General features: G+C 74.4%; 21 protein-coding genes. 7 read left to right on the forward strand and 14 right to left on the reverse strand.

Annotated elements, in window-relative coordinates; translation table 11 throughout:
* Positions 1-416: 416 nt before the first annotated feature.
* The gene (locus ABT263_RS08570; protein WP_352289017.1) at positions 417-1,421 is read right to left on the reverse strand and encodes a stage II sporulation protein M; all 1,005 of its coding nucleotides are present in this window, start codon (positions 1,419-1,421) and stop codon (positions 417-419) included.
* Between the two features lie 230 nt (positions 1,422-1,651).
* Here ABT263_RS08570 and ABT263_RS08575 point away from each other — a divergent pair, with 230 nt between their 5' ends.
* The gene (locus ABT263_RS08575) at positions 1,652-2,608 is read left to right on the forward strand and encodes an RDD family protein (RefSeq protein ID WP_352289020.1); all 957 of its coding nucleotides are present in this window, start codon (positions 1,652-1,654) and stop codon (positions 2,606-2,608) included.
* A 28-nt stretch (positions 2,609-2,636) separates the two neighbouring features.
* Here ABT263_RS08575 and ABT263_RS08580 read toward each other — a convergent pair whose 3' ends face one another.
* The gene (locus tag ABT263_RS08580) at positions 2,637-3,275 is read right to left on the reverse strand and encodes a hypothetical protein (protein ID WP_352289023.1); all 639 of its coding nucleotides are present in this window, start codon (positions 3,273-3,275) and stop codon (positions 2,637-2,639) included.
* 119 nt (positions 3,276-3,394) lie between these two features.
* On the opposite strand from ABT263_RS08580, the gene ABT263_RS08585 reads away from it, so the two are divergent.
* Together ABT263_RS08585 and ABT263_RS08590 are read left to right on the forward strand one after the other, a co-directional pair.
* A complete protein-coding gene (locus tag ABT263_RS08585; protein WP_329487913.1) occupies positions 3,395-3,907 on the forward strand; it encodes a SigE family RNA polymerase sigma factor in 513 nt (170 codons plus the stop codon).
* Positions 3,904-4,944, forward strand: a complete 1,041-nt coding sequence (locus tag ABT263_RS08590) for a hypothetical protein (protein WP_352289026.1) — start codon at positions 3,904-3,906, stop codon at positions 4,942-4,944. The genes ABT263_RS08585 and ABT263_RS08590 overlap by 4 nt, the downstream gene beginning before the upstream one ends.
* A 66-nt stretch (positions 4,945-5,010) precedes the next feature.
* Here the strand turns inward: ABT263_RS08590 and ahcY are convergent, their stop codons facing one another.
* The 6 genes from ahcY to ABT263_RS08620 form a co-directional block, all read right to left on the reverse strand.
* Positions 5,011-6,459: an adenosylhomocysteinase gene (gene ahcY, locus ABT263_RS08595; protein WP_329487915.1), complete on the reverse strand. Its 1,449-nt coding sequence runs from the start codon at positions 6,457-6,459 to the stop codon at positions 5,011-5,013.
* A 320-nt stretch (positions 6,460-6,779) separates the two neighbouring features.
* On the reverse strand, positions 6,780-7,754 hold the full coding sequence (locus ABT263_RS08600; RefSeq protein WP_352289029.1) for a cation diffusion facilitator family transporter: 975 nt from the start codon (positions 7,752-7,754) through the stop codon (positions 6,780-6,782).
* Between the two features lie 178 nt (positions 7,755-7,932).
* Positions 7,933-9,183, reverse strand: a complete 1,251-nt coding sequence (locus ABT263_RS08605; protein ID WP_329487917.1) for an SIS domain-containing protein — start codon at positions 9,181-9,183, stop codon at positions 7,933-7,935.
* A gap of 87 nt (positions 9,184-9,270) precedes the next feature.
* Positions 9,271-9,453, reverse strand: a complete 183-nt coding sequence (locus ABT263_RS08610) for a Trm112 family protein (protein WP_329487918.1) — start codon at positions 9,451-9,453, stop codon at positions 9,271-9,273.
* Positions 9,454-9,601: 148 nt separating this feature from the next.
* Positions 9,602-10,987: a phosphomannomutase/phosphoglucomutase gene (locus tag ABT263_RS08615; RefSeq protein ID WP_352289032.1), complete on the reverse strand. Its 1,386-nt coding sequence runs from the start codon at positions 10,985-10,987 to the stop codon at positions 9,602-9,604.
* Between the two features lie 164 nt (positions 10,988-11,151).
* Positions 11,152-11,517: a DUF3499 domain-containing protein gene (locus tag ABT263_RS08620; RefSeq protein WP_329487920.1), complete on the reverse strand. Its 366-nt coding sequence runs from the start codon at positions 11,515-11,517 to the stop codon at positions 11,152-11,154.
* A gap of 162 nt (positions 11,518-11,679) precedes the next feature.
* On the opposite strand from ABT263_RS08620, the gene ABT263_RS08625 reads away from it, so the two are divergent.
* Positions 11,680-12,132, forward strand: coding sequence for a metallopeptidase family protein (locus ABT263_RS08625; protein WP_352289035.1), 453 nt, complete (start codon positions 11,680-11,682; stop codon positions 12,130-12,132).
* Between the two features lie 54 nt (positions 12,133-12,186).
* Here ABT263_RS08625 and ABT263_RS08630 read toward each other — a convergent pair whose 3' ends face one another.
* From ABT263_RS08630 to ABT263_RS08640, 3 genes are all read right to left on the reverse strand, one after another.
* The gene (locus ABT263_RS08630; RefSeq protein WP_352289038.1) at positions 12,187-13,884 is read right to left on the reverse strand and encodes a DUF5719 family protein; all 1,698 of its coding nucleotides are present in this window, start codon (positions 13,882-13,884) and stop codon (positions 12,187-12,189) included.
* Between the two features lie 6 nt (positions 13,885-13,890).
* Complete coding sequence (locus ABT263_RS08635; protein ID WP_352289041.1) at positions 13,891-17,784, reverse strand: glycosyltransferase family 2 protein; 3,894 nt, start codon at positions 17,782-17,784, stop codon at positions 13,891-13,893.
* Between the two features lie 226 nt (positions 17,785-18,010).
* The gene (locus ABT263_RS08640; protein ID WP_148644569.1) at positions 18,011-18,283 is read right to left on the reverse strand and encodes a WhiB family transcriptional regulator; all 273 of its coding nucleotides are present in this window, start codon (positions 18,281-18,283) and stop codon (positions 18,011-18,013) included.
* Positions 18,284-18,889: 606 nt separating this feature from the next.
* Here ABT263_RS08640 and ABT263_RS08645 point away from each other — a divergent pair.
* The 3 genes from ABT263_RS08645 to ABT263_RS08655 all read left to right on the forward strand — a co-directional run bounded on the left by ABT263_RS08645 (position 18,890) and on the right by ABT263_RS08655 (position 21,841).
* Positions 18,890-19,528 (forward strand): cysteine dioxygenase, encoded by a 639-nt coding sequence (locus tag ABT263_RS08645; RefSeq protein WP_352289044.1) that lies wholly within the window; start codon positions 18,890-18,892, stop codon positions 19,526-19,528.
* A 64-nt stretch (positions 19,529-19,592) separates the two neighbouring features.
* Positions 19,593-20,552 (forward strand): 2-phospho-L-lactate transferase, encoded by a 960-nt coding sequence (gene cofD / locus ABT263_RS08650; protein ID WP_352289047.1) that lies wholly within the window; start codon positions 19,593-19,595, stop codon positions 20,550-20,552.
* Positions 20,549-21,841 (forward strand): coenzyme F420-0:L-glutamate ligase, encoded by a 1,293-nt coding sequence (locus tag ABT263_RS08655; RefSeq protein WP_352289050.1) that lies wholly within the window; start codon positions 20,549-20,551, stop codon positions 21,839-21,841. Before cofD ends, ABT263_RS08655 begins: the two co-directional genes overlap by 4 nt.
* 2 nt (positions 21,842-21,843) lie before the next feature.
* Here ABT263_RS08655 and ABT263_RS08660 read toward each other — a convergent pair whose 3' ends face one another.
* The 3 genes from ABT263_RS08660 to ABT263_RS08670 are packed head-to-tail and all read right to left on the reverse strand — an operon-like array spanning position 21,844 to position 23,418.
* On the reverse strand, positions 21,844-22,113 hold the full coding sequence (locus ABT263_RS08660) for a type II toxin-antitoxin system RelE family toxin (protein ID WP_352289053.1): 270 nt from the start codon (positions 22,111-22,113) through the stop codon (positions 21,844-21,846).
* The gene (locus tag ABT263_RS08665) at positions 22,110-22,382 is read right to left on the reverse strand and encodes a type II toxin-antitoxin system Phd/YefM family antitoxin (protein WP_352289056.1); all 273 of its coding nucleotides are present in this window, start codon (positions 22,380-22,382) and stop codon (positions 22,110-22,112) included. Before ABT263_RS08665 ends, ABT263_RS08660 begins: the two co-directional genes overlap by 4 nt.
* A gap of 55 nt (positions 22,383-22,437) precedes the next feature.
* Positions 22,438-23,418, reverse strand: coding sequence for a DNA-3-methyladenine glycosylase family protein (locus tag ABT263_RS08670; protein ID WP_380390025.1), 981 nt, complete (start codon positions 23,416-23,418; stop codon positions 22,438-22,440).
* Position 23,419 lies beyond the last annotated feature (1 nt).

The raw sequence follows: 23,419 nt of genomic DNA on the forward strand, positions 1-23,419 counted from the left end.
GTTGACTTTTGGCACGCTGTTGAGTTCTCAAGGAACGGACACTTCCTTCGGACCGCCTTCCAGCGGGCCCTCCGGGCGCTTCGTTCTTTCGTGTTCCCAGCTTATCAGATCCTCGCGGCCGTTCTTACCGGCGCTTGTTTCTCTGAATTCCCACTGGGGGATTTCCTTCGACTTCGCTCCGAAGCTTATCAAAGCTTTCGGTGTGCTCAGTTCCGGGGGTTTACCTCGTCAAAGGGCGCGCACTTCGTGAAATGCGATCGCCCTGATTCGGCGGTGTCGTGGACACTAACGCCTCGGACCGGATGTTGTCCAACCAGTCCCAACCGTTGAAACCTACTAGCCCGCTCGTGCCACGTCAATGGTTTGACCGGGATGCGAGAAGAGTAGCAGGTCAGCGGCATGTCGATCACCTCGGCTCAGGCCGCGACCGGCTGAAGGTCCGCCCGATCGGCCGCGTCCAGATCACCGGTCTCGCCGTTCGCCGCGGCCTTCCGGCCCAGGACGAGGGCGTAGAACAGGAATGCGACCTCGGCCAGCGCGCCGATCGTGATGCGGGCCCAGGTGGGCAGGCCGGAGGGGGTGACGAAGGCTTCCAGGACACCGGAGACCCCCAGCACCGTCGCGAGGCCGATGGCCATGCCGATGATGGACCGGCCCTGTTCCGCCAGGGCCGTCCCCCGGGTCCGCGGGCCGGGGTCGATGATGGTCCAGCCCAGGCGCAGGCCCAGCCCGCCGGCCACGAAGACGGCGGTGAGCTCCAGCAGACCGTGCGGAATGAGCAGACCGAGGAAGACGTCGAGCCGGCCGGCCGAGGCCATCAGCCCGACCCCGAGGCCGAGGTTGAGGACGTTGCTCCACAGCACGAAGAGCACCGGGATGCCCAGCGCGATCCCGAACAGCAGGCACTGCACGGCGATCCAGGCGTTGTTCGTCCAGACCTGGGCCGCGAACGAGCTCGCCGGGCGGTCCGAGTAGTACGCCTCGTACTCGCCGCCGGGCCTGGTCATCTCCCGGAGCGTGTCCGGCGTGGCCAGGCTGTTCCGGACCTCCGGGTGGGTCGCGACCCACCACGCGATCACGGCGGTGGCGAGCAGCGAGAGCACGGCCAGCGGCAGCCACCAGCGGCGCGAGCGGTAGAGCGCGGCCGGGAAGCTCACGCTGTAGTAGCGCGCGACGTCCCGCCAGCCGCTGGTGCGGGTGCCCGTGACGGCGTCGCGGGCCCGGGAGACCAGGCTGGTGAGCCGGCCCTCCAGGGTGGGGTCGGGCGCGGCGGCCTGCACCTTGGCCAGGTGACCGGTGACGCGCTGGTAGAGGGTGACCAGCTCGTCCGCCTCCTCGCCGGTGAGCCGGCGGTTCTTGGCGAGGGCGTCCAGCCGTGCCCACTCCCCCTGGTGGGTGGCGACGAAGACGTCCAGGTCCATGCGGCAGCTCCATGGTCGGCGCGGGGCGCGCGGGCAGGCGGGGTGCGGACAAGTGGGCCCAGCATGCCAGGGGCGGCGGCCACCCGGGCCGCCGGGACCTCCCTTCCCGAGCGGGTCCGCGGCCCCGTATGTTGACGACTGCAGATCACGGGGTCGTGGGGGCCGATCCGACGGCCTTCCCTCCCCGCGGACCGCGGACCATGAACCACCGACGGGAACGGACGGGTGTCTTGAGCGACCTGGTGACGGGCGAGGCGGTCGTCCTCGGCCTGCGCACGGCGAAGCTTCCGAGCCGGGCGCTGGCGACCGGGCTGGACCTGCTCGTACAGGGCGCCGCACTGGTGGTGACGTCCCTGGTACTGAGCTTCGCCCTGGTCGACCTCGACGGTGCGGCCCTCGCCGCCGTCCTGCTCGGGCTGATGGTGTTCTTCCTGGTCGGCCTACCCGTCATGGTCGAGACCCTCACCCGGGGGCGCTCGCTCGGAAAGGCCGCGCTGGGCCTGCGGGTGGTGCGCAGCGACGGCGGACCGGTGCGGTTCCGGCACTCGCTGGTGCGCGGACTGGTCGGCTTCTTCGAGATCATCGTGCTGAGCGGCGTGCCGGCGGCGATCTGTTCGGCGGTCTCGGCGGACGGCAAGCGGCTGGGCGACGTCTTCGCGGGGACCCTGGTGGTCCGCGAGCGGGTGCCCGGGGGCGGCGGTGCGGCGAACGCGCTGCCGCCGGTGCACCCGCAGCTGCTGCAGACGATCGGCGGCGAGCTGGTCGCCCTGGACCTCTCCGCCGTGCCGGAGCCGCTCTGGCTGGCGATCCGCCAGCTGCTCGGCCGGATCGGCGAGCTGGACCCGGCGGTGGCGCACCGGATGTCCGCCCGGCTCGCCGACGACCTCGCCGCGCGCACCGGCCACCCCGTCCCGTACGGGCTGCACCCGGCGGCGTACCTCGGCGCGGTGCTGACCGAGCGCCAGCGGCGGGAGTGGACCAGGGCCCAGGGCTACGGACTTCAGCACCCGCCGCGGCCCCACGTCCAGCCCCCCACGGCACCGGCCGCACCGGCCCCCGCCTCCGCACCCGCGATGCCCACGACACCCCCGGTACAAGCCCATCCCCAGGCCCAGGCCCAGCCCCACGCCCAGCCGGCCCCCGCCCCGCAGCCGGCCCCCGGCACCGGATTCGCCCCGCCCGCCTGACCGGCGGGACAACCCGGGCGACCGCCCGCTACCGGCCGTCGAACTCGACCGGCCAGGCGTTCGGCGGCGACTCCAGCTCCTCCAGCTCCACCCCCGCCGCGGCCAGCACCACGTCCCCCGCCAGGTGCACCACCTGCTGCTCGCCCGTCTCCAGGTCCGCCACCTGGTAGCGCTCGACCAGCAGCGGCCCCGAGTCCGTCGCGTGCGTCTCCACCGCCTCCAGCAGCCAGCCCTGGTCGAAGGTGCGCGGCGCCAGCACCGGCTCGGTGAACGCGACCAGCCGCACCTTGGTGCTCGCCCCCTCCCGCAGCCGCAGCAGTCGGGCGGTGGCGACCAGGAAGGCCGGCGAGCGCCCGGTGAAGCCGTGGGCCCGGTCGTGCCCCTCCACCGCGTGCTCCCCGGCCGGGTCGGCCGCGTCGGTGCGCACCCAGGCCACCCCGTCGACAGCCCCGCCGCGGACCTGCCAGCCGCCCGCCTTCAGCTCCGTCCGCAGCGGCCGGGCCCGGGAGTCCAGCGTGAGGTCGAGGGTGCCGAGAACCCGGCCCTCCGGCCCGTACGTCTTGGAGACGTACCGCCAGCCGGCCGGACCGGGCGCGCAGCTGAACCGCTCCTCGCCGAGCAGGACGTGGTCATGGGTGTCGTGGAGCGAGTACCGGCCATTGGGCATGCCCGAGAGCCTACGTGGACGATCAGGGCCGTCCGCCATGCAACGTTCGGCGGGGGTGCCCGCATTAGGGGGTGGACGGCGCGGTTCGGCGCCGTCGGTACTACGGAAGGGGGGCGGGGATGGCGAAGACGGCACGCGAAGCGGAGTTCACCGAGTACGTCGCGTCCAGGAGCGGCTGGCTGCGCAAGGTCGCCTACTTGCTGTGCGGGGACTGGCACCGCGCGGACGACCTGGTCCAGGAGAGCATCACCAAGCTCTACGTGAACTGGCCACGGGCCGGACGGGTCGAGAACGTCGACGGCTACGCCCGCAAGGTGCTGGTCAACACGTTCCTCGCCGAGCAGCGGTCACCCTGGTGGCGGCGGACGACGCGCAACGGCACGGCGCCCGACACGGCGAGCGTGGGCGTCGACCTCGACGCCTCCCTCGACCTGCGCAAGGCGCTGGCCGCGCTGCCGCCGCGGCAGCGGGCCACCGTGGTGCTCCGGTACTACTGCGACCTGACGATCGACCAGGCCGCCGAGGCGCTGGGCTGCTCGTCCGGCAACGTCAAGAGCCAGACCTCGCGCGGTCTGGAGGCGCTCCGCGTCTCCCTCGCCGCCCGCCCCGCCACCGCAGAGAGGACGTCATGACGAACAACGAGTACCAGAACCTCACGGGGCGGTTGAGCTCGCTGGCCGACGAGCCCGCCCCGCCGTCCGCCGTCGACACCGCCTGGGCCGTCGTCCGCGGCCGGTCGCGGCTGCGCCGCCGGCGCGGGGCCGCGTGGGGCGCGGCGGCGGCGGTGACGGCGGCGGCGGTCCTGGGCGGTTCGCTGCTGACCCGGCCGGCCGGCGGGACCGCCACGCCGGAGGCGCCGGGCACGCTCGTCGCCGCGAGCTCCCCCCAGGTCTCGTCCGCCGCGCGCACGGGCACCGACCCCTTCTTCACCGAGGCGCGGTTCGGCTGGCTGCCGGACTCGCTGAACGCGGCGGGCGGCCTCGGCTACGGCTACGCCTACGCGCTGGGCGCCGAGCACACGTCCGCCAAGGTGTGGACGAAGGGGCAGTCCACGCCGAACCTCTCGCTGTCGCTCGCGCCGGGGAACGCCGAGCCCGCGCACGTCGGCCGGCACACGGTGCCGGCTCCCCCGGTCGACGGGCGTTCGGCCCACTGGCTGGTCTCCGACAACCCGCTGCCGGTCGACCCGGTGACCCTGTCCTGGGAGACGGCCTCGGGCCGGTGGGCGCAGCTGGACGCCTACGCGCCGAAGGAGGCGAAGCCCGAGGAGACGCTGCTGCGGATCGCGGCCGGGGCCCGCTTCGGGCGGACCGACCTCCCGCTGCCGGTCTACCTGACGGGGCTTCCGGCGGCGTTCAAGGTGTCGGCGGTGTCGTTGCTGCGGCCCTCGGCCGTCATCGACGAGCCCTGGCGGGTCAGCCTGGCGCTCACCGCCGAGAAGCGCTCGGTCGACGTCATGGTCCAGCCGGAGACCGCCGAGCCCGCGGTCGCTCCGCCGGGCGCCGACCCGCGCGAGTGCGAGGTGGACAAGGGCGTGCGGATCTGCGTGTCGACCCGCTCCGGGGCGAACCCGGCGCTGGAGGCGATCGGCGGGCTCCCCGGGGTGCTGGCGAAGATCAGGTCCGCGGGCGCCGACGAGAGCGCCTGGACGGTCGACGTCCTGCGCTGACCGGGCCCGGACGCGGCCGTGGCCGGCACCCCGTGAAGGGGCGCCGGCCACGGCCGTGTCACCTGATCAGTAGCGGTACTGGTCCGCCTTGTACGGGCCCTCGACCGGGACGCCGATGTAGTCGGCCTGGTCCTTGGTCAGGGTGGTCAGCTTCACGCCCAGCGCGTCGAGGTGCAGACGGGCGACCTTCTCGTCCAGGTGCTTCGGCAGCACGTAGACGCCGATCGGGTACTGCTCGGTCTTCGTGAACAGCTCGATCTGCGCGATCGTCTGGTTGGCGAAGGAGTTGGACATCACGAACGACGGGTGGCCGGTCGCGTTGCCCAGGTTCAGCAGGCGGCCCTCGGAGAGGACGATGATGGTGCGGCCGTCCTCCTTGCGCCACTCGTGGACCTGCGGCTTGACCTCGGTCTTCACGACACCCGGCAGCTGGGCCAGGCCGGCCATGTCGATCTCGTTGTCGAAGTGGCCGATGTTGCCGACGATGGCCTGGTGCTTCATCCGGGCCATGTGCGAGGCCATGATGATGTCCTTGTTGCCGGTCGTCGTGATGAAGATGTCGGCCGTCTCCACGACGTCGTCCAGGGTCGCGACCTGGTAGCCGTCCATCGCCGCCTGGAGCGCGCAGATCGGGTCGATCTCGGTGACGATGACGCGGGCGCCCTGGCCGCGCAGCGACTCGGCGCAGCCCTTGCCCACGTCGCCGTAGCCGGCGACGACGGCGACCTTGCCGCCGATCAGCACGTCGGTGGCACGGTTGATGCCGTCGATCAGCGAGTGGCGGCAGCCGTACTTGTTGTCGAACTTCGACTTGGTGACCGAGTCGTTGACGTTGATCGCCGGGAACAGCAGCTTGCCGTCGCGGTGCATCTCGTACAGGCGGTGGACACCGGTGGTGGTCTCCTCGGTCACGCCCTTGATGGTGGCGGCGACCTCGGTCCACTTGTTCGGGGTCTCGACCAGGGTGCGGTTGAGCAGCTCCAGGATGATCCGGAACTCGTCGTTGTCCGCGGTCGACGGGTCCGGCGCGGAGCCGGCCTTCTCGAACTCGACACCCTTGTGGATCAGCAGGGTGGCGTCGCCGCCGTCGTCCAGGATCATGTTCGGGGTCTGGCCGTTCGGCCAGGTCAGCGCCTGCTCGGTGCACCACCAGTACTCGTCCAGCGTCTCGCCCTTCCAGGCGAAGACCGGCACACCCTGCGGGTTCTCGGGGGTGCCCTCCGGGCCGACCGCGATGGCGGCGGCGGCGTGGTCCTGGGTGGAGAAGATGTTGCAGGAGCACCAGCGGACCTCGGCACCGAGGGCGGTGAGGGTCTCGATCAGCACGGCGGTCTGCACGGTCATGTGCAGCGAGCCGGTGATGCGGGCGCCGGCGAGCGGCTGCGAGGCGGCGTACTCGGCGCGGATCGTCATCAGGCCGGGCATCTCGTGCTCGGCCAGCTGGATCTCCTTGCGGCCGAACGGCGCCAGGGAAAGGTCGGCGACCTTGAAGTCACCGGTGATGTCGGTCGACATGCGTCTGCTCCTCGCTGATGGGGATGGGGCAAGGCCAAAGGTCCTGGGTGTGCGTCGCGGCACGGCGGGGACGCACGGGTGCGCGGCAACGCCGGGGCCACCGGATCCGCGGCGGGACCGGTTCCCTGCTGCTCAGCACAAACCGTCGGAGGACCTCTCTCCCTCGACCGGTACGCGCCCCCAGGGGACGGACCACCGATCGACCGCCATCAGCAGCGACGTTCTGGCTCTGGTGACGAATCTACACCGGCGGGCCCGGACGGCGGCTCGCTATGACCGTTTTTCGGCCTGCGCACCGCCGCCCCGGGGGGTGCGGGTGCTCAGTGCGCGCCGGGCACCGGTCCACCGGGCGTGGCGTACGGGTCGTCGCCCTGCGCCTCCTTCTCGGCGCTGTACACGTCGGGCTCCAGGTAGATCGCCCGGGCGATCGGGACGGCCCGGCGGACGCGGATCTCGGCGGCGTCGATGGCCTGCGCCACCTGCGCGGCGGAGTCCTCCGCGTTGACCGCGATCTTGGCGGCGACCAGCAGTTCCTCCGGGCCGAGGTGCAGGGTCCGCATGTGGATCACGCGGGTGACGGAGTCGTGGTCGACCAGCGCGTCGCGGATCTCGGCCACCACCTCCGGGTGGGCGGACTCGCCGATCAGCAGCGACCTGGTCTCCGACGCCAGCACGAGGGCGATCACGATCAGCAGCAGGCCGATCGCCAGGGTGCCGATACCGTCCCAGACGCCGTCCCCGGTGATCACGGTCAGGCCGACGCCGAAGAGCGCCAGCACCAGACCGATCAGCGCGCCGGTGTCCTCCAGCAGGACGACCGGCAGCTCCGGCGCCTTGGCCCGGCGGATGTAGGCGGGCCAGCCGTGCGCGCCCTTGTCCTTGACGGCCTCGCGGTAGGCGGTGAAGAAGGACCACGCCTCCAGCCCGATCGCCAGCACCAGCACGCCGATCGGCCAGTACCAGTTGTCCAGCTCGTGCGGGTGGGCGATCTTCTCGTAGCCCTCGTAGACGGCGAACATGCCACCGACGCTGAACAGCACGATGGAGACCAGGAACGCGTAGATGTAGCGCTCGCGCCCGTAGCCGAACGGGTGCTCCTGGGTGGCCGCCCGCTGCGAGCGCTTGCCGCCGACCAGCAGCAGCACCTGGTTGCCCGAGTCGGCCAGCGAGTGGACGCCCTCGGCCAGCATCGAGGAGGAGCCGGAGAACGCGAAGGCCACGAACTTGCTGACCGCGATGCCCAGGTTCGCCGCCAGGGCCGCGACCAGGGCCTTGGTACCGCCTTCGGTGCTCATGCCGGTGTGGATCCCTCCGCCGGGGGCCGCTCGGGCGGCCCGCGCTCTGCTCTGTCGGGTGCTGCCTCGGCCGGGTCGCGCCCCGGCCGAGTCCGTCGAGCGCATACGGTACCGGGCCGCCGCGCCGCGGGGTCGGGACGCCGCCGCGGCCCGGCCCGGGGGGCGCCGCGCCGCGGGCTCAGGACTGCGCCGCGAGCCCCAGGTAGACGGCGGCGAAGTCGGTCAGCGCGATCAGGTCGGCCAGCGCGTGCAGCGGGTCGGGCCGGGTGGTGGCGTACTCGGTGAGCCGGACGTCGTGGGCGGCGGCCAGCCGCTGCCCCCGGGTGACCGGGTAGCTGCGCGGACGCTCGTCGTCGGCCGGCACCTCGGCCGGGCCCCGGTCCTCCTCGCCGGGGGCCGGCGTGCCGGGGAGGTGCCGCAGCACCAGCACCTGGAGGTGCAGCGGGTCGGGCTCGTCGACCCGGTCGCGGAAGAAGTCGTCGGGGTCGGCCCCCGCGCCGAGCTGACCGGCGAACATGCCGCGGTGCGCGGTCAGCACCTGCGGCAGCAGGCCGGCCGGCGCCGGGCGGCCGGCCCGCTCGGCGAGCTGGGTGGTGAACCGGGCGGCGGCCGCGCCGGCCACCGGCCCCTCGGCCCAGAGCAGCGGCACGGTACCGGCCAGCCGGGCGGCCAGGCTCTTGGCGGGGTTGGTGTACGCGGCCGCGTCCGGCCGGCAGCGCACGGCGGCCTCGTCCAGCAGGTCCGCGGTGGCGGCCGGCGCGTCGTAGGGCAGCTGGGTGACGCCGAGCTTCTGGGCCAGCGCCAGCAGCGGGGCGAGGTGGGCCCAGAGCGCGGCCGGGTCCTCGGCCGGGAGGTCGGGCTCGGCCCCCGGCCCGGCCGGGGGCGTGCCGTCGTCGGGCAGGTTGGACGGCACGTAGGGCAGCGGCAGCGCGCGGACCTGGAGGGCGGCCTCGGCCAGCCGGCTGCCGGCGGGGGCGGTGACGACGATGGCGCAGCCGCGCGCGTAGGCCTGTTCGGCGAGGGCGACCAGGCCCTGCTCGCCGCCGTCGGCGGAGCTGATCACCAGCAGGTCGAGCGGTCCGGCCCAGCCCGGGAGCTGCCAGGCCAACCCGTCGGCGAACACCGGCGGCGCGCTGGCCCGGTCGGTGCGCGGCGGCGCCGCCGCGTCGGTGGGCGGCAGCGGCGCGATCAGGCTGGCGGTGCCGGCCAGCGCGGCGAGGATCTCGCCCGCCGTCAGCGCGCTGCCGTGGCCCGCCACCAGCACGGCGCGCGGTCGGCCGTCGGGGCGCAGCCGGTCCAGGCCGGCCGCGTCGGCGAGCCGCAGGGCGGTGCGGACCCGTGCGCCGGCGCCGGCCAGGGCCAGCAGCGCGCGGTCGCGGTCGGCGCGCTGGAGGGCGGCCGGGTCGTCGAGCAGGGTGTCGTCGAGCATGCGGCGGGCCTCCGGCTGCTGGCAGGGCGCTGGGGGTGGCGGGGGCGGGTACGGGTCCGTGCCCCCTGCGGGTCTTGGCCCCAAGGATCAGGCCGGGCGGCGGGCCTCGTCCACCAGCAGGACCGGAATGCCGTCCCGGACGGGGTAGGCGAGGCCGCAGCCCTCACCGGTGCAGAGCAGCTCGGGGTGCTCCTCGCTGCCGCCTTCGGTGAGCGCGGCCCGGCACTGCGGGCAGACCAGGATCTCCAGCAGGAAGGATTCGAGCTTCATGGGGTGTCGGGCTCCAGATCTCGGGGGTGGCACGGCGGTGCCCCGGCCAGGAGGAAACCCTACCGGCCGGGGCACAGGCGGCGTGCGTCAGGCGCGTGCGTCGGGCGCACGCCTCGGGACGCCCGCCGGGGGCGTGCGTCGGCGGGTGTCAGCCGCGGACGATGGCGAGCACGCCGTCCCGCAGCTCCGCCATCCGCGCCGGGTCCTTGGCCTCGACGTTGAGGCGCAGCAGCGGCTCGGTGTTGGAGGCGCGCAGGTTGAACCACCAGTCCGGCCCGGCGACGGTGAGACCGTCCAGCTCGTCCACGGTGGTGCCCTCCAGGCCGGCGTACGCGGCGCGGACGGCGGCGGAGCGGTCGGCCTGGTCGGCGACGGTGCTGTTGATCTCGCCGGAGGCGGCGTAGCGGTCGTACTCGGCGGTGAGCGCGGAGAGCGTGCCGTCCTGCCCGCCGAGGGCGGCCAGCACGTGCAGCGCGGCCAGCATGCCGGTGTCGGCGCGCCAGAAGTCGCGGAAGTAGTAGTGCGCGGAGTGCTCACCGCCGAAGACCGCGTCGGTGACGGCCATCTCCTGCTTGATGAAGGAGTGGCCGACCCGGGTGCGGACCGGCTTGCCGCCGAGCTCGCGGACCACCTCGGGGACGGTCCAGGAGGTGATCAGGTTGTGGATGACGGTCGGCTCGTCCTCGCCGGCCGCCTTGGCCCGGGCGATCTCGCGGACCGCGACCAGGGCGGTGATGGCGGACGGGGAGACCGGCTCGCCGCGCTCGTCGACCACGAAGCAGCGGTCGGCGTCGCCGTCGAAGGCGAGACCGAGGTCGGCGCCGACCTCGCGGACCTTGGCCTGCAGGTCGACGAGGTTCTTCGGGTCGAGCGGGTTGGCCTCGTGGTTGGGGAAGGTGCCGTCCAGCTCGAAGTACATCGGGACGAGCTCGATCGGCAGGCCGTCGAAGACGGTCGGCACGGTGTGGCCGCCCATCCCGTTGCCGGCGTCGACGGCGACCTTGAGCGGGCGGATCGCGGTCAGGTCGACCAGGCCGAGCAGGTGGTCGGCGTAGCCGCGCAGGGTGTCCTGGGCGGACAGCGCGCCGGGCTTGACGTCGCGCACGGGCACGGTGACCGTGTCGTCCTCGCCGGTCCACGACTCGACCAGCTCGCGGATGTCGGCGAGGCCGGTGTCCTGGCCGACCGGGGCGGCGCCGGCCCGGCAGAGCTTGATGCCGTTGTACTGCGCCGGGTTGTGGCTGGCGGTGAACATCGCGCCGGGCAGGTCGAGCTTGCCGCTGGCGTAGTACAGCTGGTCGGTCGAGCAGAGGCCGATCTCGACCACGTCGGCGCCGTAGGCGGCGGCGCCCTCGGCGAAGGCCCGGCTCAGCGACGGGGAGGACGGCCGCATGTCGTGGCCGGTGACGATCGAGGACGCTCCGGTGACCTGCACGAACGCGGCGCCGAAGGCCCGCGCGAGGCTCTCGTCCCACTGGTCCGGGACGACGCCTCGAACGTCGTACGCCTTCACGAGCTGCTTGAGGTCGCGCACTGCGGCTCCACCCTGGTCTCTGTCTGATCGGTGTGCTTCCCGGAGCGGCCGGCCGCCCCCGGGTCACGATACGTCGGGGCACCGCGCCGTCGGGCGGGCGGTAGACGGGCAGCGTACCGGGGCCGGGTGGCCGCTCCTCGCCCGGTGCGGGCGGGGCGGGCTCGTCAGTTGTCGGGCGAGCGCAGCACGCGCAGATGGCCGCGGCGGCCGGCCTCGGTGGACTCGCCGTCGGGGCCTCGGCCCTGACGGGGGGTCTGCGGGCGGGCGGCCTCGCGGACGGCGTTGGCGAGCGCTTCGAGGTCGTCGCTGCTGCGGCGCAGCGGGCCGGCCTCGGCGGCGAGCCGGACGACCTCCCAGCCGCGCGGGGCGGTGAGGCGCTCGGCGTGCTCGGCGCACAGGTCGTAGCAGTGCGGCTCGGCGTAGGTGGCGAGCGGGCCGAGGACGGCGGTGGAGTCCGCGTAGACGTACGTCAGCGTCGCGACGGCCGGTCGGCCGCACGCGGTCCGCGAACAACGACGTACAGAGCTCACGAGGGTGGACGGTACCGCACTCCTCGCCGGGGAGCGAAGACCGCCTGTCCGGAGGGCGTGCCGTGTCGCGCTCCGCGCGCCCGTCCGTGCGCCCGCCGCCCTGGCCGTTCGCTGTCGAGGTGGTCCACTTCCGACCGTCCAAGGACTACCCTCGGCAGTGATATGGACAGCTCTGCACCGCAGTCATCGACGGGACCTTCGCGCCGCCCGCGCCACCGCGACCGGCACGGCAGGGGTCTGCGCGGCCCGCTGGCGCCTCCGCAGGTGCCGATCTCGCTCACCCGCTCCGAGTTGTTCGACGACTACGTGCGCGAGTCGGTGGAGCGTCTCGAACGGCGTTGGCCTCAGCTGATCGAAGTGGAGTTCGCCGTCCAGGAGGTCCCGCTGCGCGAGGCGCAGGGGCCGGACCCGGACGGCGGGGTGCCGCTGGGGCAGGTGTCGCCGGGCCGGCAGGGGCGCAAGAGCCAGATCGTGGTGTACCGCCGGCCGGTGGAGATCCGGGCGAAGTCGCGCGAGGACCGCGCCGCCCTGGTGCACGAGATCCTGATCGAGCAGGTGGCGGAGCTGCTGGGGCTGTCGCCGGACGCCATCGACCCGCGCTACGACGAGGAATGACCCGACGACGGAGGGGCGGTACCCGGTGCCGGGTACCGCCCCTCCGTCATGGCGTCAGCGGAGCACGACCGCCGGGTCCTGGGCGGCCCGCGGGACCTTGACGCTGCTGCGGTCGTCGCGGAGCGCCTGGACGGTGAACATCGGGACGTCCTTGGTCGGGATCGCCAGCATCCGGGCGGCCACGACGGGGCCGCCGGTGATCGTCTCCACGGTCAGCGCGAAGGCGCCGTTCAGACCGGTGGGCTCGGGCGCCGGGACGGCGACCGTGCCGCCGGCGGGCAGCTCGACGTCCTTGCTGACCGGGGTGCCCCCGCCGCTGCCGGCCGAGGCGGTGACCTTGACCTTGGCGGCCTCACCGGTGGAGGTGAGGAAGAGCGTGGTCGGGCCGCCGCCGCGGTTGTCGGCCACCGTGGCGCGGGCGCCGACCGGGGCGGTCCCGGTCAGCCAGGCGGCGTCGGACTTGCCGTTCTGGCCCACCCGGTCGATCCGCAGGCCGGCCACCACCGGGGTGGGGTGCTTGTCGTCCGTGGGTGACAGGCGCAGGCCGGCCACCTCGTCCCGGGTGACCTTGCCGAGGTCGACGGCGGCCACCATGCCCGCCTTGACATGGATCGACTCGTTGCCGGCCGGGGTGAACAGGCCGTTCTTGCCGGAGAGCTGGATCTTCAGGTCCGCGTCGTCCTCCGGCGGCGCCCAGACCACCAGGTGGGCGTTGGCGGTGTCGGCGGGCAGGCCCGGGAGCACCTGGACGGGCGCCGGGGCGGCCGAGGCGGGCACCCAGTCGGCGCCCTTGCTGCCGTCGGCGGCGTGCACGGCGGCGCCGACCCGGCCGCTGCGGGCGACGACGTGCACCGCGAGGTCGGCGACCTGGCCCTTGCTGATGGTGGGCAGCAGGACCGACTGCGAGCTGCCGGGGGCGACGGTGATGCCGTTGGCGGCGTCGTTCTCGATCAGGCCCTTGTCGCCGTACAGCTTGATGTCGACCACGGCCGCGGTGGCCTCGGTGTTGACCAGGCTGACGTAGTCGACCCGGTCGCCGGCGGTGCTGGCGCCGGCGAACCAGAAGCTGGTACCGGCCGGGGTGCAGGTGAGGCCGGAGAGGCCCTGGCCGCGCTGCTCGGTGACGGTGGTGGTCTGGGTCACGGTGAAGCCGGGCGCGAGGGTGCCGGTGGCGACTGCGCCGGTCCCGGGGGCGTTGTCGCTGTTGGCGGCGGGGGCGACCACGGGGGCGCCCGGCTTGGTCAGGTTCAGCCGGGCGTCGCCGGGCGCGGTGTCCTTGGCCGCGACCGGCGCGGTGGAGGCGGCGGCCGTCGGGGCGGACGGTGCGGGAGCGGAGGGCGCCGGGGCGGCGGGGGCCGAGGGCGCGGTGGCGGGCGCCGCCGCGTCGGCGACCCAGCCGACCCCCGTGGCCGCGTCGCCACCGGTGCCGGTGCCGGTGCCGGGCGGGGTGTAGGCGGTGAGGGTGGTCGAGCCGGTCAGGCCCTGGAGCGGCTGCGGGCAGACCAGGGCGGTCCGCTCGACCTGCGCCGAGGTCGCGGCGCCGCCCTGGTCCGGGCCGGCCGCGGTGGCCGGCGGGCGCACCTGGGCGACCCCGAACACCACGGCGAGCACCGCGGCGGCGGCCAGCAGCGACTGGGTCGTCTTCGTCCCTCCGGACGACCCCGCGGGGCCGGCCGCGGCGAACGCGGCCTCGTCCGGTGCCCCGGAGCCGGTCCGGCCCTTGGACTTCTTCGGGAAGGCGGGCTTCTTCATCGCGGGTCAGCTCCCCGATCCGTGGTGGTGCGGGTACCGGCCCGGCCCGTTGGGGTTGTTTGGGTTGTTGGGGTTGTTGGGGTCATTCGGATCGTTCGGGTCGTAGTAGGGCTCGCCCTGCGGCTGCCCCGGCACCCACGGCTGCTGCCCGTCCTGCTGGTAGGGGTCGTAGCCGCCGTACTGCTGGTCCTGCTGGTACGGGTCGTAGCCCTGCTGGCCGCCCTGCGGGTAGGCCTGCTGCTGGTACCCGTCGCCGCCGTACTCCTGGCCGCCGCCGTACGGCGCGGCGGTCGGCTGCTGGGCCGGGTAGGAGCCGTAGCTGTACGGGTCGGCCTGCTGGTACGTCTGGTACGGGTCGGCGTACTGCTCGGCCTCCTGGACGGCCGCGGCCGCCTGGACCGCCTCGACCGGCGGTTCGCCCGCGGGCTGCGGCGGGATCGCGCCCGGCCGGCCCTCGTACACGCCGCCCTCGCCGTCCCCGTCGCCGCCTTCGCCGCCCTCGCCGCGTTCGGCCATCCGGCGGGCCCGGCGGCTGCCGGGGGCGGGCGCCTGCGCCTGGGCGGCGGCCGCCAGCGCGGCGGCGGCGACGACCTCCTCGGGCAGGTCGTCGTCCTTGTGGTTGCGGCGGCCGGGCAGCGCCAGCACCAGGACGGTCAGGCCGAGCAGCAGCTGGGCCCAGATCCAGCCGGTGTGCAGCAGGCCGCCCTCACGGGTGACCACCAGCTTGCCGGCGGCGGCCGGGAGCTTGAAGCCCTGTGCCCAGCCGTCGACGGTGGTGGCCTCCAGCGCGGCGCCGTCGAGGGTCGCCTTCCACTCGGGGCCGGCCGCCTCGGCGAGGCGCAGCACCCGGCCCTCGGGACCGGCCGGAACGGCGGTGTCGAGGTCGCGCTCGCCGGACGGCACCGCCACGGGGGTGGTGCCGGGGGCGGTGATCAGGGCGCGGGTCGCGGGCGTGCCGTTGACCTGCCAGAGCGCGGTGCCGCCGTCCTGGTTGGCCTTGACCAGGCCCGGGGTGGTGTCCAGGACGTCCTTGAAGGCGCCGATCACCGGCTGGTCGACCAGCACGTAGGCGATGCCGTAGTCGGACAGCGCCTCGGCCTGGTCGGCTCCGGAGCCGGCCAGCAGGCTGCCGACCACCTTGTCGAGGCGCTCGGTGGTGCCGGTGGCCGGGTCCACGGTGGACTCGGCCTGGCCGAGCGTCACCCCGGCGCCGCGCACCAGGGTGTAGCGGACCGAGCCGCCCTTCGGGTCGCCGGTGACGACCAGGGTGCGGGCCCGGTCGCTGGTACCGGCCTCCTCGGCGATGAACGCGGGCACCTGGGCGGCCGGGGCCCGGTGCAGCGGGCCGTCGGCCCCGGTGACGGCCCACCAGACGCCGGTGCCGAGCGGGGCGAGCACCGCGGCGGCCACCACCAGGGCGGCGACCGGCTGGCGCCAGCCGAAGGCGATGCCGGCCACCCGGGCGTTGGCGCCGTCGGCGCCGATCGCGGCGGCGGCCAGCAGGGCGATGCCGGCGAGCAGCGAGGCCGGGCCGGCCCACGCGGGCACGGCCGGGCCGCCGGAGGCGGGGGTCACCGAGGTGCCCGCCACCGCGACCGCGAAGACCAGGCCGGCGCCGGCGGCGCCCCAGGCGGCGAGCACCGCGCGGCGGCGGTCGGCGCGCAGCAGCGCGGCCAGCGCGGCGAGCACCACGCCCGCCGACAGCCAGACCGGCGGCACTCCGGCGCCGCCCGGGTTGACCAGCAGCAGGCCGACGGCGTTCGCGCCGCCGCCGTGCAGACCGGGCAGACCGGCCTCCAGCAGCAGCAGCTGGGGGTGCGAGAGCACCTGCAGCGACCAGGGCGCGAGCACCAGCACCGGCGCGCCGAGGATCACCAGCACGCGCAGCCCGAGCAGCCGCAGCGCGGCCCCGCCGGAGCCGAACGCCCCGCCGCGCACCACGGCGGCGGCGAGCATGGCCAGGCAGAGCGGCACGGCCAGCGCCCACGCCAGCGGCACGAAGGCGGTGGCGAGGGTGAGCAGCAGGACGGTCATCCAGACCGGGCGCCAGCCGGGCCGGGCGCCCTTGGCGGCGCTCTCGGCGCGGATGCCGAGGCCGGCGGAGATCGCGGCCGCGCGGGCCAGCGGCGGCAGCAGGACGGCGAGGACGGCGGTGCCGATCCGGCCCTGGGCGAGCGCGCCGGTGGCCGCGGGCAGCAGGGCATAGGTGGCGCTGGCCCAGGCACGGACCAGCTTGGAGTCGAGCAGCGGCCGGGAGACCAGGTAGGCGCTGACGGCGGCGAGCGGCACGGCGAGGACGACCAGCAGGGTGACCGCGAGGTCGGCGTGGTCGAACAGCGCCCAGGAGAGCACCGACAGCACCGCGAGGTACGGCGGCGCCGCCGCGGTGGAGCCGGTGCCGACGGGGTGCCAGGCGTCCGCGTACATCGACCAGAGGCCGCCGACGCCGCCGGTCGCGGGCAGCAGCGCGCCGCCGAACAGGGCGCCGGCGCCGAACAGGCCGCGGCAGGCGACCAGCGCGAAGACCAGCAGCGCGGCGAACAGGACCGGCGCCGGGCGGCGGGCCAGCTTCTTGATCAGCGTGAACTGCTCGACGACCAGGTCCTCGGAGTCCTCGTCGCCCGGGCCGGCCTCGACCGAGCCGTGCCGGCCGGCCCCGGAGTCGTCGCCGCCCCCTATGCCGAGCGAGCCGATCACGCCCTCGACGGCGAGCCGGGCGGTGGCTCCGGGCGCCGGGAAGAGCGAGCGGTCGTCCAGGGCGTCGGCGGCCCGCAGCCGGGCCCGGCGTTTGCGGGCCGCCAGCAGCCGGGGCAGCCGGAGCAGTTCGTGGCCGAGACCGGCGAGTTCGTCGAAGGCCTGCTTCGGGTCCTTGCCGAGCAGGTTGGTGACCACCCGCAGCAGGGTGCCGAGCACCAGCCGCAGCAGGACGTAGGGGAAGAGCGCGCCCTTGGAGTTGGCGAGCAGGGTGTAGACGGCGCCGGCCTTGTCCAGCCGGTGCGGGTGGGAGGGGCCGCAGTCGATCGCGCGGCGCTCGCGGCTGGCCGCCTCGGCGTGCCGCAGCACGGCGTCGGGGGCGACCACGACGCGGTGGCCGGCGGCGTTGACCCGCCAGCAGAAGTCGGTGTCGTCGCGCATCAGCGGCAGCGCGCGGTCGAAGCCGCCGAGCTCCTCGAAGACGTCGCGGCGGACCAGCATGCCGGCGGTGGAGACGGCGAGCACCGGGCGGACCTGGTCGTGCTGGCCCTGGTCCTGCTCGCGGCGGTCGAGGCCGGTCCAGCGGCGGCCGGAGCGGGCGATGGTGACGCCCACCTCCAGCAGCTGGCGGCGGTCGTACCAGCTGCGCAGCTTGGGGCCGACGACGGCGGCGCTGGGGGTGGAGTCGGCGACCTGGAGGAGGCGGCGCAGCGCGTCGGTCTGCGGCTCGCAGTCGTCGTGCAGCAGCCAGAGCCACTCGACCGGCTGGGTCTCCCGGGGGCCGCCGCGGCCGAGGTCGTCCTCGTGGCCGAGCGGGTCGCCGAAGTCGTCCCAGCCGCCGGTGACCGGGTCGTAGCCGGACGGGTCGAGCCGGTAGGGGAGGTCCTCGGGGCGCAGCGGCGGGCTGTTGAAGACGGCCTCGCCGACGGCGGTGCCGAAGCCGGCCCGGCGGCCGAGGACGATCGGGCCGCTCTCCGGGAGCCAGTCGGCGAGGGTGTCGGCGAGCAACTGCGGGGAGCTGTCGGTGGAGCCGGTGTCGACGGCGAGCACCCGCTGGACCTGACGGTCCTGGCCGAGCAGGCCGGCGAGGGCCTGTGGCAGCCAGCGGGCCCCGTCGTGCGAGACGATCACCGCGGTGACCAGGTGGCGCGGATAGGCGGGCGGCCTGGCAGCGGTGAAGCCGCTCTGGTGGCTGTAGACGGTCATCGAGTGCGCGGGCCCCAGTTCTCGGTGGACACAGCCGGTGAACGGCAACCGGATGGCGCACCACACTAACGGCTCCGGATGGCGCCGCCGTCCGCGGGCCGTGGAGGAGCTGTGCGCACCGGGCCGCGCAGGGGCCCGGAAACACGGAAGCGCCCCACCGTCGCGGTGAGGCGCCCGTCGAGCTGTGCGGTTGTCGGAGGGTCAGCAGGGCCAGGGGCCGCCCCGGTCAGACCGCGCTCTTCTTGAGCCGACGGCGCTCGCGCTCGGAGAGGCCGCCCCAGATGCCGAACCGCTCGTCGTTGGCGAGGGCGTACTCCAGGCACTCGGAGCGGACCTCGCAGGCGAGGCAGACCTTCTTGGCCTCGCGGGTGGAGCCGCCCTTCTCCGGGAAGAAGGACTCGGGGTCGGTCTGGGCGCACAGCGCGCGCTCCTGCCAACCGAGTTCTTCTTCCTCCTCCTCGATGCCGTCACCGATCAACAGCTCAAAGAGCTCGCTCATGTGGCGCGCCTCCTCTGCCCCTATTTGGCGTCCCCGTGGTTGCCGTTGCCTCGTGCGGCGGACGACACGAGAGAAATTACAGTTGCGTCACTCTGGCCCAGTCAAGCCGAGCTCTGGTATTGGGGCCAGGATTCACTCCCCGGCACCAAGCCGTTACGAATAGTGTACATATCTGGACACATCGGACTAACAGCCCGGATCACGTCGAACCCTGACAACCCTCCACCACGTGACGCGCAGTCATCGTCACAGGTCGGTCATCGGCCTGCCTTCCCGGCGATCTTCTCATCGAAACCTAGAGGGTGATTTATCACCCCATCGGGTAGTTCATGGCCTATCCCGCCCGATTGCCCCGGCTCATGAGTTGACACCGGAGCGCTCGATGCGGTCTCCTTTCCCACATGTCAGAGTTCACTCGCCCCCGGAGCGGTTCCGCGCTCCGCCGTGCCGTGAACCCCTGTTGTCGCCTCTGTTCCTGTATCTAGGCGCCCGCTGTCCCACCGCGCGCCGCCCAGGAAGCACAGAGGCCGCCCGCGATTCCCGCCCCAGGACATCCCGGATCCGGCTGATCCCTGTCGAACCAGCCGTACTCCGAGGACGACTCCCGTGCGCATGAACCGCATCCGCAAGCGGAACCGCGACCGCAACAAGCTCACCCGCCGTGGCCTCGCGCCCACCACGCCTCCCCCGGCAGCCGCCCGGCCCGCCCGCGGCTGGGCCGACGGACTGAGCGACGTCTCCATCGCCGGCGACCCGCTGGCCTTCCCGCACCTGGCCCGCACCGACCTGCCCGGCCACCCCACCACCGTCGCCGGCTACGCCCGGCTGGTCCGCGAGATCGCCGCCGACCGCGCCCGCTGGGAACCGCTGGTCCGCTACGACGCGCTCACCCGCTGGTACGCCCGGCTGGAGACCGGCCCCGGCTACGAGGTCTGGCTGCTCAGCTGGCTGCCCGGCCAGAGCAGCGGCTTCCACGACCACGGCGTCTCCTCCGGGGTGATGAGCGTCGTCCGGGGCGAGCTGATCGAGCGCTCCCTCACGCACGCGGGCGAGGGTGCCCGCACCCTGCGCCCGGGCGGGCAGCGGGTGTTCTCCTCCGGGTACCTGCACGAGGTGGTCAACGGCGCGCTGGAGCCCGCCGTCTCCATCCACCTCTACACGCCCGGGCTGACCGAGATGAACCAGTACGGCGGCGGCGCCACCGTCCCCGAGCAGCACCCGCAGGAGCAGGCCGAGGCCCGCTGACGACGGGCGGGCGGCGACCCGCGGACCGGGCTGACGGCCAGTCGGGCCGTGGCAGGATGGGCGCATGCGCATCGTGGCACTGGCAGGCGGAATCGGTGGGGCGCGCTTCCTGCGCGGACTCAAGGAGGCCCTCGGCCCGCAGGACGAGATCACCGTCATCGGCAACACCGGCGACGACATCCACCTCTACGGCCTGAAGGTCTGCCCCGACCTCGACACCGTGATGTACACCCTCGGCGGCGGCATCAACGAGGAGCAGGGCTGGGGCCGCACCGACGAGACCTGGTCGATCAAGGCCGAGATGAAGGAGTACGGCGTCGGGCCCGAGTGGTTCGGGCTCGGCGACCGCGACTTCGCCACCCACCTCGTCCGCAGCCAGATGCTCACCGCCGGGTACACCCTCAGCCAGGTCACCGAGGCGCTCTGCGTGCGCTGGCAGCCGGGCGTGCGGCTGCTGCCGATGAGCGACGACCGGGTCGAGACCCACGTGCGGATCACCGACGCGGACGGCACCCGGGCCATCCACTTCCAGGAGTACTGGGTCCGGCTGCACGCCGCCGTCGACGCCGAGGCGATCGTCCCGGTCGGCGCGGACACCGCCAAGCCCGCGCCCGGTGTGCTGGAGGCCATCGCCGCCGCCGACGTCATCCTGTTCCCGCCGTCCAACCCGGTGGTCTCGATCGGCACCATCCTCGCCGTGCCCGGCATCCGGGCCGCGGTGGCCGCCGCCGCGGCGCCGGTGGTCGGGCTCTCCCCGATCATCGGCGGGGCCCCGGTCCGCGGCATGGCCGACAAGGTGCTGGCCGCCGTCGGCGTCGAGGCGACCGCGGCGGCGGTCGCCCTGGACTACGGCGCCGACCTGCTGGACGGCTGGCTGGTGGACACCGTCGACGAGGCCTCGGTCGGCGCGGTCGAGGCCGGCGGGATCGCCTGCCGGGCCGTGCCGCTGCTGATGACGGACGTCGCGGCGACCGCCGAGATGGCCCGGGCCGCGCTGGCGCTCGCCGAGCTGGTGCGGGCGTGACCCTGCACGTCCTGCCCGTCCCGGGCCTGCCCGAGATCGACGCCGGCGCCGACCTCGCCGCGCTGATCGCCAAGGCCGGGACGTACCAGGACGGCGACATCCTGCTCGTCACCTCGAAGATCGTCAGCAAGGCCGAGGGCCGGGTGCTGCGGGCCGCCGACCGCGAGGCCGCGATCGACGCCGAGACCGTCCGGGTGGTCGCCCGGCGCGGCCCGGTCCGGATCGTCGAGAACCGCAACGGCCTGGTGATGGCCGCCGCCGGGGTGGACGCCTCCAACACCGCCGCCGGCACCGTGCTGCTGCTGCCCGAGGACCCGGACGCCTCCGCCCGCGCGCTGCGCGCCCGCCTCCAGCAGCTGACCGGGCTGCGGCTGGCCGTCGTCGTCACCGACACCTTCGGCCGGCCCTGGCGCAACGGCCTCACCGACGTCGCGATCGGCGCCGCCGGACTGCCCGTCCTGGAGGACCACCGCGGCCGCACCGACAGCCACGGCAACGAACTGGCGATGACCGTCACCGCCACCGCCGACGAACTCGCCGCCGCCGCCGACCTGGTCAAGGGCAAGTCCACCGGCACCCCGGTCGCCGTGGTCCGGGGCCTCGGCCACCTGGTCACCGCCGAGGACGGCGCGGGCACCCGCCCGCTGGTGCGCGCCGCCGCGGACGACATGTTCCGGCTCGGCACCTCCGAGGCGGTCCGGCAGGCCGTCACCCTGCGCCGCACCATCCGCGCGTTCACCCCCGAACCGGTCGACCCGGGCGCCGTCCGCCGCGCCGTCGCCGCCGCCGTCACCGCGCCCGCCCCGCACCACACCACGCCCTGGCGGTTCGTCCTGCTGGAGTCGGCCGCGGTCCGCACCCGGCTGCTGGACGCGATGCTCGCCGCCTGGCAGCGCGACCTGCGCGAGCTGGACGGCTGGGACGACGCGCTGATCGCCCGGCGCACCGCCCGCGGCGACGTCCTGCGCGACGCGCCCTACCTGGTCGTCCCCTGCCTGGTGATGGACGGCTCGCACGACTACCCCGACGCGCGCCGCGCCGCCGCCGAACGCGAGATGTTCACCGTCGCCATCGGCGCCGCCGTGCAGAACCTGCTGGTCACCCTGGCCGGCGAGGGCTACGGCACGGCCTGGGTCTCGTCCACCATGTTCTGCCGCGACACCGTGCGCGCGGCCCTCGACCTGCCGGCCGGCTGGGACCCGATGGGCGCCGTCGCGGTCGGCCGCCCCGCCGAACCGCCCCGCGACCGCCCGGCCCGCGGCGCCGACGCCTTCGTCGAGGTTCGGTAGGGTCAGTACCGGCGGTACACGTCACGGCGGTTGCCGACATTGACCACGAGGATGACCATCACGTCGCCCTGGACTTCGTAGACCACGCGGTAGTCGCCGACCCGCAGCCGGTAGAGCCCGTCATGGCCTGTCAGCTTCTTCACGCTCGGACCGTCGGCGAACGGGTCGTCGCCGAGCTCCGTGAGGGCGGTGAGGATCCTCAACGCCGCCACCTGCCCGATCGCCCGCAACTGGCGCTGGGCGTGGGTGGTGAACCGAAAGGCGTACTTCACGCGGCGCTCCCGGCCGAGCCGGGCGGCGAGTCGAAGAGGTCGGCCAGCAACTCGGCCATGCTGACGGTCGGATCGTGCCGGTGCTGTTCGGCCTCTCTGGCCGCCAATTCGTCCGCCGCTTCCTCTATCGCGTCGAGGATCTCGATCGGGACCACCGCACCGACCCGCTCCCCTTTGCGGGTGATGACCGTGATCTCTCCGGCCTCGGCCTTGGTCACGACGTCGGCGAGGTGCGCCCGGGCTTCACGGATGCTCAGCGAATCGGCCATGCATCGAGCGTACACCTGGATGTGTACACCGAAGGCGTCGTTTCGGCGCCGGAGTTCACCGCCGCCGGTGGTCGTTGGGGGTCAGCCGGGGGCCGTACCGCGGGGCGTGGGTGCCGGTGCTCAGCAGCAGGCGGCAGAGGCGGTGGCGGTGCGGGCGGTACGGCTCCAGCAGGGCCAGCATCTGGGTGTCGTCGCTGCGGGGACGGCCGGCCAGGGCCCAGCCGACCAGGTTGGGGAGGTGGTAGTCGCCGACCGAGACCGCGTCCGGGTCGCCGTTGCTGCGCTGCAGGGTCTCGGCGGCCGTCCAGATCCCGATGCCGGGCACGGAGGTCAGCCGGGCGAACGCCTCGGCGTGGTCCATCGCCGAGGCCTCCTCCAGCCGGGCGGCCAGCCGGACGGCGCGCACCACGGTGGCGGAGCGCTTCGGGTCCACCCCCGCGCGGTGCCACTCCCAGCTGGGGACGAGCGCCCACTCGCGGGCCGACGGCGCCACCCGCATGCCCTCGGCCGGGCCGGGCGCCGGGGCGCCGAAGTCGCGCAGCAGCGTCCGCCAGGCCCGGTACGCCTCGTCGGTGGTCACCTTCTGCTCCAGGATCGCGGGCACCAGTGACTCCAGCACCAGCCCGGTCCGGGTGAGCCGCACGCCGGCCGCACGCCGCTGGGCCTCCCGCAGCGGGCCGGGCGGCAGCACCAGGGCGGCCGGGTCGTCCTCGGCGCCGAGCAGCACGGGCAGCCGGTCCAGCAGCCACGCCGCCCCCGGGCCCCAGGCCCGCGCCTCGACCTCGCCGTCGGCCGGCCTGGCCAGTACCCGCAGCGTGCCGATGCCGGCCGGGGTGCGGGAGGCCCGCCAGACCGCGCCGTCACCGGTGGTCCGGTAGGCCGGGTCGGCCGGCCCGCGCCGCAGCGGCAGCAGGGTGCGGGCCACGTCGAGCGGGAAGCCCGGGCGCCAGAGGCGCACCCGCGCACCGGTCGCCGCCTCGTCCGACACCGCCCCGCGCCTCCTCCGCTGTCCGGCTCCACCGCCTTCGCCGACCATG

Origin of the sequence: Kitasatospora sp. NPDC001603, assembly GCF_040298365.1 — a bacterium.
Lineage (GTDB): Bacteria > Actinomycetota > Actinomycetes > Streptomycetales > Streptomycetaceae > Kitasatospora.